The following is a 16215-nucleotide window of genomic DNA, read 5'->3' as shown; positions in this document are numbered from 1 at the left end:
TGATCATGACCCAAACCGCTCAATCCCCCGCGCTAGCCGCGTCGCAGTCGTCGTGGCGCTGCGCGCAAGGCAAAGACCGGGACGGCTGGCTAGCGCTGATGACCGACGACGTCGTCATCGAGGATCCGATCGGCAAGTCCGTCACCAACCCCGATGGCACCGGCGTGCGCGGCAAGGCCGCCGTCGGCGAGTTCTTCGACAACAACATCGCCAAGAATCAGCTGACCATCACGTGCGAAGAGACTTTCCCGTCCAGCTCTCCCGATGAGATCGCTCATATCCTGGTGCTACAGAGCAAGTTTGAGGGCGGTCTCACCAGCAGGGTCCGCGGCGTGTTCACCTATAAGGTCAACGAGGCGGGGCTGATCACCAACATGCGCGGGTACTGGAACCTCGATGTCATGGAGTTCGGCCAGGAGGGATGATGCCACCGCGTGGTCAGCGGCGCCTGAAGATCAGGTGCGTGACGCCGCTGGGACTGCTCACCGACTCCACCGTGAATCGCTGCTGGAAGTCCTCAAGCCCCTCCCACAACGACTCCCCCCGCCCCAAGATGATGGGCACCAGCACAACGTGAAGGTGGTCGACGAGGTCCGCGGCGATGAATTCGCGGACGGTCGAAGGTCCCCCACCGAGGCGGATATCCAGATCCCCCGCCGCGTTACGGGCCAGCTGGATAGCTTGCTCCGGACCGGCGTCGACGAAGTGAAAGGTGGTGCCGCCGTCCATCTCGATCGGCGGCCGGGGATGGTGGGTGAGCACGAACACCGGGGTGTGAAATGGCGGCTCGGCGCCCCACCAGCCTTTCCACTCCTCACCGCCCGGCTGGCCCGTCCACGGGCCCCGCTGCGGCCCGAACTTGTTGCGCCCCATGATTTCCGCACCGATGCCCGGCCACCATTGGCCGGCCAGCGCGTCGTCGACACCGGTAGTGCCACCCGATTCGCCGTGCATCGCCCGAAAGGTGCGCGTCCGGAAGAACCACTCGTGTAAGCGGCCGCCGGCATGCCCGAAAGGCGCATCGAGGCTTTGGCCACTGCCAGTGGCATAGCCGTCGAGGGAAACCGAGAAGTTGTGCACGCGCACCTGTGACATGGTCGAACTCCTTGGGGATTGGCGGGTCGATGGTCCTTTCCTGGACTGACCGTCAGCGCGCGTCCAACTCATCGCCCGGATTGCCTTCACAGTCGTGCCGTGAGGCCGACCACGGCCATGGCGAAAACTTCGGCGCCCCTATGCTGGGGCCATGGCGTCGATCTTCACCAAGATCATCAACCGTGAACTTCCCGGCCGCTTTGTCTACGAGGACGACGACGTGGTCGCGTTCCTGACGATCGAGCCCATGACCCAGGGTCACACGCTGGTGGTACCGCGGGCCGAAATCGATCAGTGGCAAGACGTCGACGGCGCGACCTTCGGCCGGATCATGGCCGTGAGTCAGCTCATCGGCAAGGCCGTGTGCAAGGCCTTCCGGACCGAGCGCGCGGGGGTGATCATCGCCGGGCTCGAGGTGCCCCATCTGCACGTCCACGTCTTTCCCACCCGCCGTCTGAGCGACTTCGGGTTCGCCAACGTCGACCGCAATCCGTCACCGGAGTCCATGGACGAGGCCCAAGCCAAGATCAAGGCGGCGCTGGCTCAATTGGCGTGAACCGGCTCCTGGGCCGGTACCTCGCTGACGCGCGGCAGCGTGACGCGGAAACAGCAGCCCTCCCCTGGCGAGGTCGTCACCTTGACGTGGCCACCGTGCGCACGCACGAGTGAGTCGACGATCGACAGCCCCAACCCGGTACCACCGCTGGCGCGTGCCCGCGACGAATCGGTGCGATAGAACCGCTCGAAGACCCGTGATGCGTCCTGCTCGGTCATGCCGGGTCCCTTGTCGGCCACTTCCAGCACCGCGTCCGCGCCCTTGGTGCCGACCCGGACGGTGACGTCGGCGTTCTCCGGAGTGTGCTGCAAGGCGTTGGCGACCAGGTTGCTGAGCACCTGCCGGATCCGCGGTTCGTCGCCGAGCACCTCCGGGGTGCCGGGGCCGTCGAGCACCTCCATGGTGATGGCGCGTTTCGGGTCCATCGCCTGCGCGTCGTGGACCGCGTCGCTGGCCAGCGCGAGCAAGTCGACCCGGTTGTGCTCGAGCGGCCGCTGCACATCGAGGCGGGCCAGCAGCAGCAGGTCGTCGACCAGCAGACCCATTCGGCTGGCTTCACTTTCGATCCGGGACAGCAACATGGCGACATCGCGTGCGGCGCCCTGGCGATACAGCTCGGCGAAGCCCCGGATGGTGGTCAGCGGGGTCCGCAGCTCGTGACTGGCGTCGGTGATGAACCGTCGCATCCGCTCCTCGGATCCGCGGGCCTTTTCGGCCGACGACTCCGACGACGCGAGCGCCTGCTGGATCTGCGCGAGCATCCCGTTCAGGGCGAGCGACAGCCGGCCCACCTCGGTGCGCGGATCACGTTCGGGCACACGGCGATCCAGCTGGCCGGCGGCGATCGCCGCGGCCGTCCGCTCGACTTCGGACAGCGGCCGCAGGCTGCGCTGCACCACCGCGAAGCCGGCGATGCCGACCACGACCAGCACCGCGACCCCGATTCCGATCTGCAGCCAGACGAGGGAGCTGACCGTGTTTTGGACGTCGGACAGGTCGATCGCGACGGTCGTCAGGCCGTGCGGGCCGCGCACCGACACGGCGCGCCACTGGATGTCGGACCCATTGACCGACGGCAGCGTCGTCGGGTTGGGGCCCACGTCGTTGTTGGGCGGCAGCGCCGGTTCGGCGTTGCGGTCGTTGATGGCGGTGTACGGCGTGCCGTCGGTGCCGATGCCGCGCACATAGAACTTCGACGGCGGCCGGGCGGGGTCCGGGCCCTCGTAGGGCGGCGGCGATTGCCGCCGCGGGGCCTGCGCCCAGCCCCGGGACGCGTCGAGCAGGGTCTGATCGATCCGGCTGACCAGGCTGTGCCGCAGGATCGACGTGACCGCGATGCCCGAGACCGCCAGGCCGCAGGCCACCAGGACCAGGGTGGCGGCGACCAGCCCTACCCGGAGCGGCAACTCACGTCGATGCTGTGTGGCCATGTGCGTGATTCCTCGCTAGCGCCGGGGACCGAGCCCGGGCTCAGCGCGGTTCCCGCAGCACATAACCGACTCCGCGCAACGTGTGCAGGAGCCGCTTCTCGCCGGTGTCGATCTTGCGCCGCAGGTAAGACACGTAGGACTCGACGACATTGACGTCACCTCCGAAGTCGTATCGCCAGACGTGATCGAGGATCTTGGGCTTGCTCAGGACGGTGCCCGCGTTGATGACAAAGTAACGCAGCAGCGTGAATTCGGTCGGCGAGAGCGAGACCGGTTCGCCGGCCTTCCACACTTCGTGGGTTTCTTCGTCGAGTTCGATGTCGGCGAACGTCAGGCGGGCGCTGCGGGGCTCTGCGCCGCCCTTGCCGGCCCGCCGGAGGATGACCCGCAGCCGGGCGACCACCTCTTCCAGGCTAAACGGCTTGGTCACGTAGTCGTCGCCGCCGAGGGTGAGGCCGGCGATCTTGTCCTGCAACGAATCCCGGGCCGTGAGGAATAATGCCGGGGCGTCGATCCCGTCGGCGCGCAGACGCCGCAGGACCCCGAACCCGTCCATGCCGGGCATCATCACGTCGAGGATCACCGCGTCGGGACGGGCTTCGCGCGCCCGATCCAGCGCCTGGGCTCCGTTGGTCGCGGTGTGGACCTCGAAACCCTGGAACTTGAGGCTGACCGAGAGCAACTCGACGATGTTGGCCTCGTCGTCGACCACGAGGACGCGAGCCTCCGGTTTCGTTTCGTTTGGGGATGCCGCGGTCATCAGGTTCTTCGCCCCTTAGTTGAACGTTTCCTACGTAAATATTGTGTGATTGCTGGGAGCTCAGTGCCAACACTCTGATAATAGTCTGCCAGGAATCGGCGCATCGGCTTGGACCTGCGCCGGATGACGCCGCCGCGTCGCGAATAGACTCGTGGAATGAACTTCGCCGCACGGATCGTCGCGACCGCGACCGCCCCGGCACGCGTCGGACTTGCCGCCGCCGACGCCAGCCTGACCGTCGCGAGCGCGGCGGTGGGTGTGGCGAAGCGGGCTTTGGGCGACGGCGGCACCGCCGGATCGGCCGCCATGACATCGATGTGGGGGCTCGACGACGCGATCGTCCGCGCCAACCGGCTCGCCCGGCTGCTGGACGACGACGCGCCCCTTGGGCGGGCGGTGGCGCCGGACGGGCCGATCGACCGGTTGCTGCGCCCTGGCGGGGTGGTCGACATGCTGACGTCGGAGGGCGGTCTGCTCGACCGCCTGACCGCGGAGGGCGGCGGGTTGCACCGCACGCTGCAGCCCGGCGGGCTAGCCGACCAGCTCGTCGCCGAGGACGGGTTGATCGAGCGGCTGCTGGCCGAGGATGGCCTGGCCGATCGGCTGCTCAGCGAGGGCGGCCTGGTCGACAAACTGACGGCGAAGAATGGGCCGCTGGACCAGCTCACGGACGTCGCCGACACCCTGGCGCGGTTGACGCCCGGGATGGAAGCGCTGGAGCCCGCGATCGCCACGCTGCAGGACGCCGTCGTCGCGCTGACCATGGTGGTCAATCCGCTGAGCAACATCGCGGACCGCATTCCGCTGCCGGGCCGCCGGCGTCCCGCATCCCGGTCGGTGCGCTCCACGCGTGTGATCGACAGCGGCGAGTGACCGATTAGGCTTGGACCGGTTTGATCCCGCCTCCTTAGCTCAGTGGTAGAGCACTCGCCTTGTAAGCGAGCGGTCGTCAGTTCAATCCTGACAGGGGGCTCCACGCGCCTCTTCGCGCGTCGGGTATCTGGCCACCTCGCGGCCAATGGCCCCTTGAGTAGAACCGGGCGCAATGGGTAGCCGATGTCGTAGCGATTGTTGTTCAGGCTGGAGGTCGCGCGATGCCGGTTACGGCGGGGCCAGTCCCGGGGGCGACGTCGGGGTTGCGCAGGGTCCCGATGGACCCGGGGCGTTTCCACAGCGGGCGCTGGATGCTGCTCGCCGAGGGCGTGCTGGTGTCCGCGTTCGGCATCGCCGGGTTGGTGTCGGCTGCGCTGCATCCGCACGCCGGCCCGACCGGTGCCCCGGTTCTCGGCCTGGCATCGACGCCCGCGCAAAGCGGCATACTGCTGGCGCTCGGGGTGGCGGGCATTCTGGCCGTCGGCAGTCGCCGCACCGCGGTAACCGTCACCGCGGGGAGCGCGGTGGCCTACACGCTATTGCTGTTTTTCAGCAGCGTCGCAACCGCGCGCGCGATTCCGACGCCCCTGGGGTTCCACGCCGCTGACATTGTTCTGCACGGTGTCCTGGCGGCGGTGAACTTCGCCCTGCTGATGTGGCTGATTCCCGACGAGCTGGGAGACGAGGTATGGGCGCCGCGGCGGCGCCGTGACCGCGATGGGGGCCACGCCGACCAGGCGGATCGCAAGCCCGAGGCCGCATCGCCCTCGGTGCGGGCTAACGCTTCGCGGATGGGAGCCCGGCAAGGAGCGTCCCAACGTTCGTCGCCCCGGACGGAAGCAACCCGCCCACCGTCGACCGTCCCGCCGGCCGACGTTCCGGTGACACGTCGCGATCCGCCCCAGCAATCGGGGAGCCAAGCAACGACTAAGCCCGTGGCCCCTCATGTCGAAAACTCCACCCGGTCGAACCAGTTCGTTGCTCGGGCGACGGGTGCAGCCCCATCCCGCGGCGTTGTGCCGGTGGTGGTGGCCCTGGCTGCCGCCGTCGGCGTCATCGTGTGGTTACGCCGCCGCTGAAGCTGCCTGGGTGAGACCGGGAGCTGTCAGATTCCCGCGCAGATGTGGACGAACGGGATCGGCGCGCAAATGCTGGCCGAGATGTATGGCCTGGGGCCGTAATAACCACCCCAAGACGGTGGCGGCGTGGGCACGCTTGGCGGCGGATCAGGGCCGTTCGACGTGCGGCTGTGGACACGGGCCGGCACCTGCGGCGGCGGGCCAAAAAGGGCATTTTGGCCTCTTTCGCAGCAACGCGGCGCGGCCTACGATTTGCCTGCACGGAGATTTGTGATGGTCAGCATGGCTAATCGTTTGGCACTCAGTGGGCCGGCCGCACTCGCGCTGGTTGTCATCATGACGGCGTTCTCGCCGCCGGTAAGTAACGCTGCTGAATGCGGCGTAGGCACCGTCTACGACGCACCGTCCGATAGCTGTGTGGTTCTCGCGCAGGCGCCCCAGCCCGCAGCGCCACCTCCGCCGGCCCAGCCTCCGCCCCCGGAAGCTCCGCCGCCGCCAAGCGTGCCCACGCCGGGCGAAGACGCGGAATGGTTCAGGGGTGGCCGGGAATGCCTTCGAGGTCTCCCTGGACGCCTTGCAGATCCCCTTGAATGCCTTGCAACTTTCCTTCGATCGCCTGCAGATCGGAGAGAACATTCTGATACGCCGGCTGCATGTCATCCGGCGTTGCAGGTTGAGACTTGGGGCAGTACGCGACGATGGCACCGGCGGTGACTTCCGCGCTTTGGTCGGCGTCCCAAATCGATGACCGCTGCACGAATGCGACCGCATCGGCGAAATTGGGTTGGTGCGCCAGGAAGTCGCAGACCGCATGCCCTTGGGTCATTACGTATTCCTGACTGGGAAACGGTACGCCTTCATGCTTCAACGCGGCGATGAACGCCATGTCGGCAATCTCGATCCGCGGAGCTGGTGCCGCCGGCGCGATGCGACTTGGCGGCGCCGCCGCCGACGGCGGGGTTTCGGTCGGCTGCGCCGATGAATCCCGTTGGTGGACCGCGAACATCACCACAACCGCGGCGGCGAGGGCGGCCAGCGAGAGCGGCAACGCCGCGAGAAGACTCAATCGGCGCCGCACACCCCCGAGCCCGCGGAGCTTGGTGCCGAACCCGCGGGCGCCCCGCACGTCGGCGACCGTCTCGCTTTCACGCATGTCTTCGGGGTGGGGACGAGTGGTCCCTGTGCTGTGGGCGAGGAGCTCGTCGAGCAGTTCGTCGATCTCTCGGGACGATGGCTGACCGCCGCGCTCGCGAACCGATCGGCGCCCAAGGGCGATGCGCCGCAATTCTGAATCGATCGTCTCGCGGTCGCGCATATCACCAGTCTGAGAGTGTCAGCACCATGGCACAAGTCCCGAAACAGGCGACCGACCAGCGGAAGGCGGCGCACGTACACCGCCGCCTTCGCCCAGGCCGCCGGGCGGCCGCGAGGCATCCGCCGGAAGCCTCGAACATGCGCCGACACGGCGAGTCTCGCCGCCAGGGCAGGTTCACCCGTAAGCCCTGGAAGCGGCATGAAAAACCCTCTGCCGCACCGCATTACGGGTAGCCGGGGCCGGGCATGCTAGGCTGCCCGGGGATGCCCGTCGGCATCCGTTCGAAAATGAGAGAAGTTGAAGGTATGACACAGGGAACTGTGAAATGGTTTAACAGCGAAAAAGGCTTCGGCTTTATCGCTCCGGACGGCGGCGCAGCAGATGTGTTCGTCCACTACTCGGAGATCCAGGGGACGGGCTACCGATCCCTCGAGGAAAACCAGAGAGTCGAGTTCAATATCGAGCAGGGGACGAAGGGTCCGCAGGCAGTCGGAGTAACTGCCGTCTAGTGCGAGTTCTACCCCAAGTGGGCTGGTGGGTGATTTCCCGCCAGCCCACAGCGCGTTGAGGGGGGCCGCGGCTTGCGCCCGGCGGCGGCCGGACGCCGGGCAGCCCTACGGCGCCGCCTCCGCCGAGGAGGACCCCCCTTTCGAACATGATCAAGAGGCGCGGTTCCCGGGTGCGTGTAGATTGGTGGAAGCAGTTCTGTTCGCACTGCCCCGTAGCCATTTCCTTGTGCAGATGAGCGCATCTACGAATCGATCCCCCTTCGCTCCACCCGCATGTCGGGCCGAAGCCAAACCCAAGAGGACCCCGCCTTATGACATCCGATCTGTTTTCGCACCGCTACGAGCCCGAGGCCGTGACACACGCCGCTGGTGATTCGGAACCGGTGCAATTTCCGATCTTCTCCGACGGACCCAAGAAGGATTCCGCCTCCACGACGCAATCTTGATCGACCCCCCTGAGGGCTTCAGATCGTCAGTTCCGTTCTGGCACAGTGAGACCGGCGCCTACCAACGGCCCGATGACCCGACTTGCGGCGCCTACTCAGGCGGAGGCGGAACGGGACTGGGCGGCGGTCCGTCCGGCGGGGGTGGCGGAGCCGGCGACCGATGCGAGCAGTCGGGCACGTAGATCAACACACCCCCCACCATCGTCCAACCGATCGCGCATCCCGGCGGCAACTGAGGGAGCGTCTCGGGTGGAGCGACCAATGCGGTCATAGTTGCCGCGATCATCACCGGCCCCATGAGTCGAGGGACGAACCTCGTCACCCGGCCCGAAGCCCGGCCGGTACGTCTTGCGAACGATTCTGCCGGTGCGTCAGGCATGCAACTTTTCCTGTCTGCCGGGAAGCTTCAAGTGTGAAATGACTGGCCGCTCGTCGCAACTTGAAGCCCTTCCCGACCGATTTCGCCGGCCGGGACCGCGCGATATCGATCACCGCATTGATGTCACGCTGCGACATGCGGAAGACTGTTCAGGGCAATCGACGGAAGTGTCCACTGTGAACTTGATCCGTGTAGTCGCTGCGCCGCTGCTGGGCGCGGCCATGTTCGCCCTCGTCGGCTGCTCGGTGTCGACGGCCAAGCCGATCGCGACTTCCACGACCACCGCGGCCGCGGCTCCTGTCGCGTCCAGAACCGTTGCGGCAGCACCGAATCCACCCCTCGGCGCGCAGCCCCAACTGGCGTCGGACCCGGCTCAGCTGGCCGACGACCTCGTCGCCGACGAGCGCGCGCTGCGTGACTCGTCGACGCCGGAGCCGGCATTGGTAGCAGCGGCGCACCGCGAGCAGGCCGCCTATCGCGCCATCGCGCGGCACCCCGAATGGGATTCGGTCGCGCGTCCGCGCATCCCGGCGGAGCTAGCCGACGTCTACGACCGCAACCTCGATGCCCGTCGCCAGCTCCAGGCGATGACGCCCGCCAAGGGCACGCTGCCCGCCTGGCGGATCGAGCCTCCCATTCCCGCCGACGAACTGGTGGGCGACTACCACGCGGCGGAAGCGGAGACGGGAGTCGGCTGGAACTATCTGGCCGCGATCAACCTGGTCGAAACGCGCTTCGGCAGCATCAACGGCGTGAGCACCGCGGGCGCGCAAGGACCCATGCAGTTCTTGCCGTCAACGTTCGCCACGTACGGGCAGGGTGGTGACGTCCACTCCCCGCGCGACAGCATCATGGCGGCGGGCCGGTTTCTGGCCGCCAACGGCTTCGCCGGCGACCCCGCCCGCGCCATCTACGGCTACAACCACGCCCACGAATACGTCCGGGCGGTGGACCAATACGCCGCACTGATCGCGAATGATCCTGCCGCCTTCCCCACCTACTACCGGTGGGACGTCTATTACGTCACCACCGCCGGGGATGTGTTGCTCCCGATCGGATACGAGGCGCCGTCCCCGATCCCGGTAGAGGAGTATCTGGCGACCCACCCGCAGTAGCCCGCGTCGATCAGAGGTACTTCAGGGCGATGTCCTGCAGGTGCGATCGCACGTCTTGACCCGTGGCCTTCTCCAGCTTGATCCCCAGCTCGCCGGCCAGGTTGACGAAGCCCATCAGCAGCATGATTTCGCCATCCGGCTCGTCGATGACGTTCTCGACGAGCCGGTTCCAGGCGAATTCGTTGCCGCTGTCGGACGTCCACGCCGTCATCACGTCGATGGCTCGGCGGACGTTTTCTCGCACATCCATGCCCGGAGCCTGCCATGACCTCCGGATCGCCGCCCGACGACGGGCACGCCGGCCGAGCCGGCTGCGCCCGTCGAACCGTCAGTAGAGCGGAACCCAGACTCCCATGTACCAGAAGCCCCAACCACCGAACTGCCAGTTGAAGACCGGGATGGCGGTGTAGCTGTCGTATTGGAAAGGCCCGAAATCGGCCTGCGCGACGACGACGTCGCGCGGCGGCCCGGACCACGGGCGGTTCCAGCCACCAGGGGGCGGCGGACCGTCCCAGCCCCCGGGAGGGGGCGCGCCCACCCAATGGGGCGGCGGGTGGCCGGGCGCAGGACCGTCGTTCCAGCCGTGCCCCCGAGGCGGCGGCGGGGGCGGTGCCCCGTGATCCACGATGCTGAAACCCGCCCGCGCGTCGCCGGGTCCGCCTATTTGGGCGTTGCCGCTGACGTACGTCCCACGCGGAACGTACGGCTGGTGCGGGGGCTGGGTGCTCGGCGGGTTGAGTGCCTGCCTGCCCTCCGGCGGTGGCGGGTTGTGCCCGCTCGCCGGCGAGTTGGGCTGTCCGCCGGGACCGTTCTGGCCCTGGTCGCCCGGCTGGTTGCCCGGGCCGCCCTGCTGCGGGTTCTGCCAGTGCTCGTTGGGCGCCGGCGAGTTCTGGCCGCCCTGCGGCGGATTGTTCTGCCCACCCTGCTGCGGCGGGTTGTTCGGCCCACCCTGCTGCGGCGGGTTGTTCGGCCCACCCTGCTGCGGCGGGTTGTTCTGGCCACCCTGGGGCGGACTCTGACCATGCCCACCCGGGGGTGGATTGTTCTGCCCGCCCGGCGCTCCAGCGGGTCCGCCCTGCTGGCCGCCGGGACCACCGCCCTGTTGGCCGCCGGGGCCGCCGCCCTGCTGGCCGCCGGGGCCGCCGGGGTTTCCTCCGCCACCGCCGCCGGGGTTTCCCCCGCCGCCACCGCCATGGCAACCGGGGCACGGCGGTGGGGGGTCGAGTGGGGCCGCGAAGGCCGAGCCCGCGTTCAGCGTGACCGTGGAGAGGCTCAACCCCGCCGCGACCGCCGCCGCACTGACGACACGTTTCATAGACATAGCTGCGTCCCCTCTTGGCTATCGATCGCCTGCACTACGGGCATGTCACGTTCAACTCGAATGACTTGGTCACCTGCTGCGGTTGCTGCGGGTTGCTCATGTCGAGCCCGGTCGCTGTGCCCTTGATCGCGTAGGCCTTCCCGTTCACCGCGGCGCCCGCGTTGCCACCCTGGTTGGGAGCCGCGTCCGAGAAGCCGAGCGTGATGCCGTTGACGCTGCCGAGCCCGACCGAATGAACGATGGGGGGGTTGGCGTTGCTGACCACCGCGCCGACCCCGGCCGTCGGATCACCGATGCCGATGTTGGTGTTGTCTCCCGACGGGGTGCACGTGACCTGGCCGCTGACGTTTTGCGTCTGACCGTCGACGATGACCTGTGGGCCGGACGCCGAGGGCGTCGACGAGCCAGACGACCCCGTGCTTGACTTATTGCTCGAACAGCCGGCGCATGCTGCGGCCACCACGGCCACGCCCGCCACGCCGACGACAATCCCACGCTTCACTAATGCTTCCCTTCGTGTCGCTGGTGTCGCACTGCACAACTCATTGGCTTCCCCAACGTGGCTAGCCCTCACCGACGTCGCGGGACGCCGGATACCCGGTGCCCGGCCGTCGTAAACGCTGGGTTAAAGACGCAGGGGACGCGGCATCTCTCAGGGGAGAACGCGTAATCCCCAGCTGCCGAGCAGCGGATCGATGAGCGCGAAGTCGGTCGTGTAGTCGTCGCCGTCGGGTGACGACATCAGCAGGCCAACCGCGCTCACGGTGCCGTCGAGGTTCTTCACGAAGCCCGGGCTGCCGCTGTCGCCGTTGAGGCTGAACACGCTGGCGGTTACCACCCCATTCTCGACGTGTTTGACGAAACCACAGGTTTCACCGGTAACCGCGCCAACTTTGCAGAAAGGCATACCTTCGCGAATCTGCTGCGCACTCAACACATCCCGGACCACGTACCTGCCGCCGACATCACCCGACGGCGCACCGACGCTCGGGTCGAGGAGGATGATAGCGGCGTCCTTCGTGTCGCCCTCTTTCTCGCTGGCGGTGATCTTGCCCAGGGGAACGTCATTCCCGTACGTCCACAACGAACCGTCATGGGCGTCGCAGTGGCCGCTGGTCATCAGGTAATAACTGCCGTCATTGCCCTGGGCCGCGAAACCCGCTGTGCACGAGCTGTTTTCGTCTTCCACCTTGATGCCAGGCGTCACTCCGCCGTCGGCTCGCGCCGGGTTCGCCAGCGTCGTCGCGGCGACGACCACAGCACCGACCAAGCCCAACCCTCGCAACCACCGCATGGCCACGCCGCCTCTCTTGAAGTGTCGGGCAGCATGTTAACAGCGCCAGCGGGTTTCAGCCGCCTGGGTGGTTCGCCGAAGGCGGCATCGCACCGCAGCATATTGACTAGGGCGACAAAACGCAGTGGATACTGTAAGAGGCAACAACTTTCGTCCAGGAAGCGACGATCACCCGCCGACATGACGGGCAAGGAAGCCCAGCACGGCGTCGGCGAAGATGTCGTTGCGATCACCGGCGACCATATGCCCCGCACCGCGAACGTCGGTGAACTCGACCTGTGGGAAGCGCTCCAGGAATTCGTCGGCGCGTTCCTGGCTGACGAGGTCACTCATCTGGCCCCGGATCAACAGCATCGGCACGCCGCCGCGCAGGATCGCGTCGACTGCCGCGTGCATCCGATCGGGGTCGGTGACCTCGAATGGCGGGAAAGCCGCGGTCCCGCTGATGAACTGGGGATCCCAGTGCCAGTACCAGCGATCGCCGCGACGGCGCAGGTTCGTGGTCAACCCGTCCAGATCGGTCGGCCTCGGCCGGTGCGGGTTGTATTCCGCGATGGCGTCGGCGACCTCGTCAAGCGAGGCGAAGCCCGATTCCACCCGCTCGGACATGAAGGCGTGGATCCGATTGGCCCCGGACTGGTCCATGTTCGGGACGATGTCGACCAGGACGACCGCGCTCGCGATGCCCGGCGCGAGCTCGCCCGCGAGCAGCATCGAGGTGAACCCACCCAGAGAGGCGCCGACGAGTACCGGCTGCGGCGGCAGGGTGCCCAACACCTCCTCGACGTCGCCGGCGAAGCTGACGACACGGTAGTCACCCTCGTCGGACCAGTCGGATTCGCCGTGGCCGCGCAGGTCGACGGTGACGGCTTGCCAGCCGCGCTGCGCGACGGCGGCAGCGGCCTTGCCCCACGAGCGGCGGGTCTGTCCGCCGCCGTGCAGGAACACCACGGCCCGCGCGTCAGGATCACCCAGTCGGTCCGCGACGATTCGGACGCCACCGGGCCCCTGGATTGAAAACGGTTCGACTGCCATCGGCATCTGGTGATACTAAGCCGCTTCAATACGATGCACCGGGGCGTCCGGAGGAGAAAACGATGAACCTTGACGAGTACATGTCCCTGGACGCGACCGCGTTGGCCGAACTGGTGGCGGCGAAGCAGATCACGGCCTCCGAACTTCTCGCACTGGCGAGGCAACGAGCGGACGCGGTCAATCCACGGTTGAACGCGATCGTTCGCCGGCTGGGCGACGTCGCGGACTCCCGGGCGGCCGATCCGGACCTGAGCGGGCCGTTCGCCGGCGTGCCCTTCGTGATCAAAGACCTCGCTCAGGAGTACCGCGGCTTTCCGACCTCGAGCGGTTCCCGGTCGCTGGCCAACGACGTGGCCGACCGACACGCGTTGGTCACTCAGCGGTTCCTGGACGCGGGACTGGTGATCTTCGCGATGACCAACACCCCCGAGTTCGGGGCCAAGGGCGTGACGGAATCGGATTATTGGGGTCCGGCGCGCAACCCGTGGAACACCGGGCACACTCCGGGCGGATCCTCGGGCGGGTCCGGCGCGGCGGTCGCGGCCGGGATCGTTCCGGCCGCGGGTGCCAACGACGGAGGCGGATCGATCCGCATCCCCGCCGCCTGCAATGGGCTCGTCGGCCTCAAGCTGAGTAGGGGCCTGTCGCCCTACGGCCCGCAGACGGGCGAGCCGATGTTCGGGATGGTCACCCAGGGTGTGGTTTCACGCACCGTACGTGACAGCGCCGCGCTATGCGACGCGATCGTCGGCCGTGATCCGCATGCGGCTTACGAAGTCGCCCTTCCGCGAGGCACTTTCGCCGATCACATCAAGGGTCGCCCGGACGCGCTGCGGATCGGGTACTCCTGGTCCTCGGCGATCAACCCGAATCCTGACCGGGAATCCGTCGCCGCGGTGGAACGGGCGGCGAGCCTCCTCAACGATCTGGGGCATCACGTCGAGGAGGTGCCGCCCCCGTACGACGACGCCGCCCTGGCCCGTGACTTCCTCACCATCTGGTTCGCGCAGCTCTACCACCATGTCGCAGACGCCAGGAAACGCACCGGCGCCCGCGACCGCGATTTCGAGGCCGACACCTTGGCCGTGAGTGAACTCGCCAGGGCCACCGGCGTTTTGGCACCTATCTTCGCGCTGGAAAACCGCAACGAGCACATCCGGTCCCTGGCCACGTTCCACGAAAGCTTCGACTGCTTGCTGAACCCAACTCTCGCGACCCCGCCGCTGCGCATCGGGGCCACCGCGACGCCGCGCCTTCTGCAACGGGTGGCCCGCGTCGCGAGCACGCTGCATGCGGGAAAAGTCATGGCGCGCAGTGGGATTCTCGATCAGCTCATCCAGGAGAGCCTGGGCTGGGTGCCCTACACGCAGCTGGCCAACCTCACCGGGCGTCCCGCGATAAGCGTGCCGCTGCATTGGACCGGCATCGGACTCCCGCTCGGTGTGCAGTTGGTGGGCCGGCTCGGCGCGGACGGCGATCTTCTCCGGTTGGCGGCCCAACTCGAAGAGGCGAGTCCGTGGGCTCACCGGTATCCGGCGTCGGTGTGACTAGCCCGGTTCGCCGGGCCCGTCTTCGGCCGCGCGGTCGCCTCCCCAAAGCCTGGCGAACCGCTTGGCGACGTCGCCAAACCGGTTGCCCGACCGTTGGGATGACTTGATCCTGCCGAGAGCCTGTTTCCCCTCCGCGGCGTAGTCCTTGACGGTTTCGTCGCCTTCCTCAGCGCGCATCCTTAACCTCCTTGGTCAAGCTTCGTGTTTGCGCCCCAGACGGTTCTGCCGGCGTCAAACGTTGCGGCGGCTCGACCGGCGTGAACCGCTCGGACGTGCCACTGGCCGGTGCCGCGCCCCGGCGGCCCGCTGGTGTCCGACACCGAGCCTCCGATCGGCTCATGGAGGCCTACCCGCCGACCCGGGGGATCGAAACGCCCACGGCCTTGGTCAGGACACCGGTTCCTTGCTGGCCTTGACCGGCACGTTGCTCGGCGGCAGCTTGAGCAGGTTTCCGCGCAGGCTCCCGCGAGCGGTCCGCACAGCCACCAGCAACCACGTGAACAGCAGCCCGGCGTACGCGACGGCCGCGGCCACCCGGAACGCGGGCAGGTGGGTGTGGCCGGCGAGCTGGGAGGTGCCCGTGACGAACGTTCCGACCGGGAAGGTCAGGCTCCACCACGTCAGGGCGAACGGCATCCCGCGCCGCAGTGTGCGCACGGTCAACGCGGTCGCCAGCGCGATCCACAACACCGCGAAGCCCCAGACCGGGACTCCGTAGAGGATCGCGAAGGCGTTCAGGTTCTCGGCCAGTTCGCGATCAACGGCCAGTCCGGCGCAGGCCCCCAAAAGACCTGCGGCCGTGATGGATTGCCCGAGTGGGCCCAACACAATCCACAGCGTGGGCACGCGCGCCGAGCCTGACGTCCCGTACAGCGTCAGGCGGGCCCAGATCATCGCGATGATGTTCAGGGAAGCCAGCAACGACAGCCCGAACATCGCGTAGCAGCCGAAGAGCATGGTCTCGCGCCCGGTGCCCGCCGTCATGTGTGGCAGCAGCAGCGCCCCCATGGCCGCGGTCACCATTGGCGGAACCACCGGCATCAGCCAGCCCCCGAACGCCGCGTCGGGCTCGACATTGTGCTGGGTGAACATCAGGTAGGGAATGCTCACCGCGGTGAACAGCCCGCCCAGCGTGCCCCCGGTCCAGAGCACCCAATCCAGGTCGACGGCGATGCGCCCACCGATCAGGTCCCTGCCGACCAGCACCGCTCCCCCACCCACCGTCATCAGGGCCATGGGTGCCGCGCCGTAGAAGTGCGCCATCTGCGGGTTGCGCGCGTGGGTACGGGCCACGGTGGGGTGACGTAGCCAGTGACCGCCCACCACGACGATCAGCGCGACGAGCAGGACGGCGGCGATCACCCAGACCACTTGGGCGAATGCGCGCAACCCGACCACGTGGACGGGCAGGGTGGCGCCGGCGATGGCCACGATGCCGGTGCCCATCACCGAGGCGAA

The 16215-nt window shown here is 67.6% G+C and carries 17 protein-coding genes, 1 tRNA gene and 1 pseudogene; 8 read left to right on the top strand and 11 right to left on the bottom strand.

What is annotated here, in order from left to right:
• The first annotated feature begins 5 nt into the window (after positions 1 to 5).
• Positions 6 to 425, top strand: coding sequence for a ketosteroid isomerase family protein (locus A9X03_RS06885; RefSeq protein WP_067761479.1), 420 nt, complete (start codon positions 6 to 8; stop codon positions 423 to 425).
• 13 nt (positions 426 to 438) lie between these two features.
• Here the strand turns inward: A9X03_RS06885 and A9X03_RS06880 are convergent, their stop codons facing one another.
• Positions 439 to 1095 carry a dihydrofolate reductase family protein gene (locus tag A9X03_RS06880; protein WP_067785783.1) on the bottom strand — a complete coding sequence of 219 codons (657 nt, stop codon included), beginning with the start codon at positions 1093 to 1095 and terminating at the stop codon, positions 439 to 441.
• A 151-nt stretch (positions 1096 to 1246) separates the two neighbouring features.
• On the opposite strand from A9X03_RS06880, the gene A9X03_RS06875 reads away from it, so the two are divergent.
• A complete protein-coding gene (locus A9X03_RS06875; protein WP_067785780.1) occupies positions 1247 to 1651 on the top strand; it encodes an HIT family protein in 405 nt (134 codons plus the stop codon).
• Here the strand turns inward: A9X03_RS06875 and A9X03_RS06870 are convergent.
• Positions 1623 to 3081: pseudogene (locus tag A9X03_RS06870) on the bottom strand (sensor histidine kinase). The gene A9X03_RS06875 and the pseudogene A9X03_RS06870 sit on opposite strands and share 29 nt — an antisense overlap.
• 40 nt (positions 3082 to 3121) lie before the next feature.
• Positions 3122 to 3841, bottom strand: a complete 720-nt coding sequence (gene phoP, locus A9X03_RS06865; protein WP_067761426.1) for a two-component system response regulator PhoP — start codon at positions 3839 to 3841, stop codon at positions 3122 to 3124.
• A gap of 156 nt (positions 3842 to 3997) precedes the next feature.
• Between phoP and A9X03_RS06860 the strand changes: the two genes are divergently transcribed.
• The 3 genes from A9X03_RS06860 (at position 3998) to A9X03_RS06850 (ending at position 5793) form a co-directional block, all read left to right on the top strand.
• Positions 3998 to 4714, top strand: coding sequence for a hypothetical protein (locus tag A9X03_RS06860; RefSeq protein WP_067761423.1), 717 nt, complete (start codon positions 3998 to 4000; stop codon positions 4712 to 4714).
• Between the two features lie 28 nt (positions 4715 to 4742).
• Positions 4743 to 4817 (top strand) — tRNA-Thr (locus A9X03_RS06855).
• 208 nt (positions 4818 to 5025) lie between these two features.
• Complete coding sequence (locus A9X03_RS06850) at positions 5026 to 5793, top strand: DUF4383 domain-containing protein (protein ID WP_197499235.1); 768 nt, start codon at positions 5026 to 5028, stop codon at positions 5791 to 5793.
• A 532-nt stretch (positions 5794 to 6325) separates the two neighbouring features.
• On the opposite strand, the gene A9X03_RS06845 is transcribed toward A9X03_RS06850, so the two are convergent.
• The gene (locus A9X03_RS06845; protein WP_067784045.1) at positions 6326 to 7108 is read right to left on the bottom strand and encodes a DUF732 domain-containing protein; all 783 of its coding nucleotides are present in this window, start codon (positions 7106 to 7108) and stop codon (positions 6326 to 6328) included.
• A gap of 305 nt (positions 7109 to 7413) precedes the next feature.
• Here A9X03_RS06845 and A9X03_RS06840 point away from each other — a divergent pair, with 305 nt between their 5' ends.
• Positions 7414 to 7617, top strand: a complete 204-nt coding sequence (locus tag A9X03_RS06840) for a cold-shock protein (RefSeq protein ID WP_067282851.1) — start codon at positions 7414 to 7416, stop codon at positions 7615 to 7617.
• 1046 nt (positions 7618 to 8663) lie between these two features.
• Positions 8664 to 9557 (top strand): lytic transglycosylase domain-containing protein, encoded by an 894-nt coding sequence (locus A9X03_RS06835; protein ID WP_067784046.1) that lies wholly within the window; start codon positions 8664 to 8666, stop codon positions 9555 to 9557.
• A gap of 10 nt (positions 9558 to 9567) precedes the next feature.
• On the opposite strand, the gene A9X03_RS06830 is transcribed toward A9X03_RS06835, so the two are convergent.
• The 5 genes from A9X03_RS06830 to A9X03_RS06810 all read right to left on the bottom strand — a co-directional run bounded on the left by A9X03_RS06830 (position 9568) and on the right by A9X03_RS06810 (position 13207).
• The gene (locus tag A9X03_RS06830; protein WP_067282847.1) at positions 9568 to 9807 is read right to left on the bottom strand and encodes a hypothetical protein; all 240 of its coding nucleotides are present in this window, start codon (positions 9805 to 9807) and stop codon (positions 9568 to 9570) included.
• Positions 9808 to 9885: 78 nt separating this feature from the next.
• Complete coding sequence (locus tag A9X03_RS06825) at positions 9886 to 10872, bottom strand: MAP_0585 family protein (RefSeq protein WP_068260281.1); 987 nt, start codon at positions 10870 to 10872, stop codon at positions 9886 to 9888.
• 40 nt (positions 10873 to 10912) lie between these two features.
• Positions 10913 to 11380: a lipoprotein LpqH gene (locus A9X03_RS06820; RefSeq protein WP_067760345.1), complete on the bottom strand. Its 468-nt coding sequence runs from the start codon at positions 11378 to 11380 to the stop codon at positions 10913 to 10915.
• A gap of 150 nt (positions 11381 to 11530) precedes the next feature.
• Positions 11531 to 12178 (bottom strand): trypsin, encoded by a 648-nt coding sequence (locus tag A9X03_RS06815; RefSeq protein ID WP_068260277.1) that lies wholly within the window; start codon positions 12176 to 12178, stop codon positions 11531 to 11533.
• A 162-nt stretch (positions 12179 to 12340) separates the two neighbouring features.
• Positions 12341 to 13207 (bottom strand): alpha/beta fold hydrolase, encoded by an 867-nt coding sequence (locus A9X03_RS06810; protein ID WP_197499183.1) that lies wholly within the window; start codon positions 13205 to 13207, stop codon positions 12341 to 12343.
• Between the two features lie 62 nt (positions 13208 to 13269).
• Here A9X03_RS06810 and A9X03_RS06805 point away from each other — a divergent pair, with 62 nt between their 5' ends.
• Positions 13270 to 14754, top strand: a complete 1485-nt coding sequence (locus tag A9X03_RS06805) for an amidase (RefSeq protein ID WP_068260274.1) — start codon at positions 13270 to 13272, stop codon at positions 14752 to 14754.
• On the opposite strand, the gene A9X03_RS06800 is transcribed toward A9X03_RS06805, so the two are convergent.
• Together A9X03_RS06800 and A9X03_RS06795 are read right to left on the bottom strand one after the other, a co-directional pair.
• Positions 14755 to 14934, bottom strand: a complete 180-nt coding sequence (locus tag A9X03_RS06800) for a hypothetical protein (RefSeq protein ID WP_067760351.1) — start codon at positions 14932 to 14934, stop codon at positions 14755 to 14757.
• 210 nt (positions 14935 to 15144) lie between these two features.
• Positions 15145 to 16215, bottom strand: a 1071-nt coding sequence (locus A9X03_RS06795; protein ID WP_068260271.1) for a TDT family transporter, incomplete at its 5' end; no start/stop codon positions are given.

Origin of the sequence: Mycobacterium sp. E1715, assembly GCF_001667625.1 — a bacterium.
In the GTDB taxonomy this organism is placed as follows: Bacteria; Actinomycetota; Actinomycetes; order Mycobacteriales; family Mycobacteriaceae; genus Mycobacterium.
The sequence above is the reverse complement of the archived record's forward strand: the minus strand, read 5'-3'. Positions and strand labels throughout refer to the sequence as shown.

Coding starts and splice junctions, on each gene's coding strand:
- A9X03_RS06885 (WP_067761479.1), top strand. CDS start 6: ATGACCCAAACCGCTCAATCCCCCGCGCTAGCCGCGTCGCAGTCGTCG.
- A9X03_RS06880 (WP_067785783.1), bottom strand. CDS start 1,095: ATGTCACAGGTGCGCGTGCACAACTTCTCGGTTTCCCTCGACGGCTAT.
- A9X03_RS06875 (WP_067785780.1), top strand. CDS start 1,247: ATGGCGTCGATCTTCACCAAGATCATCAACCGTGAACTTCCCGGCCGC.
- phoP (WP_067761426.1), bottom strand. CDS start 3,841: ATGACCGCGGCATCCCCAAACGAAACGAAACCGGAGGCTCGCGTCCTC.
- A9X03_RS06860 (WP_067761423.1), top strand. CDS start 3,998: ATGAACTTCGCCGCACGGATCGTCGCGACCGCGACCGCCCCGGCACGC.
- A9X03_RS06850 (WP_197499235.1), top strand. CDS start 5,026: ATGCTGCTCGCCGAGGGCGTGCTGGTGTCCGCGTTCGGCATCGCCGGG.
- A9X03_RS06845 (WP_067784045.1), bottom strand. CDS start 7,108: ATGCGCGACCGCGAGACGATCGATTCAGAATTGCGGCGCATCGCCCTT.
- A9X03_RS06840 (WP_067282851.1), top strand. CDS start 7,414: ATGACACAGGGAACTGTGAAATGGTTTAACAGCGAAAAAGGCTTCGGC.
- A9X03_RS06835 (WP_067784046.1), top strand. CDS start 8,664: ATGTTCGCCCTCGTCGGCTGCTCGGTGTCGACGGCCAAGCCGATCGCG.
- A9X03_RS06830 (WP_067282847.1), bottom strand. CDS start 9,807: ATGGATGTGCGAGAAAACGTCCGCCGAGCCATCGACGTGATGACGGCG.
- A9X03_RS06825 (WP_068260281.1), bottom strand. CDS start 10,872: ATGAAACGTGTCGTCAGTGCGGCGGCGGTCGCGGCGGGGTTGAGCCTC.
- A9X03_RS06810 (WP_197499183.1), bottom strand. CDS start 13,207: ATGGCAGTCGAACCGTTTTCAATCCAGGGGCCCGGTGGCGTCCGAATC.
- A9X03_RS06805 (WP_068260274.1), top strand. CDS start 13,270: ATGAACCTTGACGAGTACATGTCCCTGGACGCGACCGCGTTGGCCGAA.
- A9X03_RS06800 (WP_067760351.1), bottom strand. CDS start 14,934: ATGCGCGCTGAGGAAGGCGACGAAACCGTCAAGGACTACGCCGCGGAG.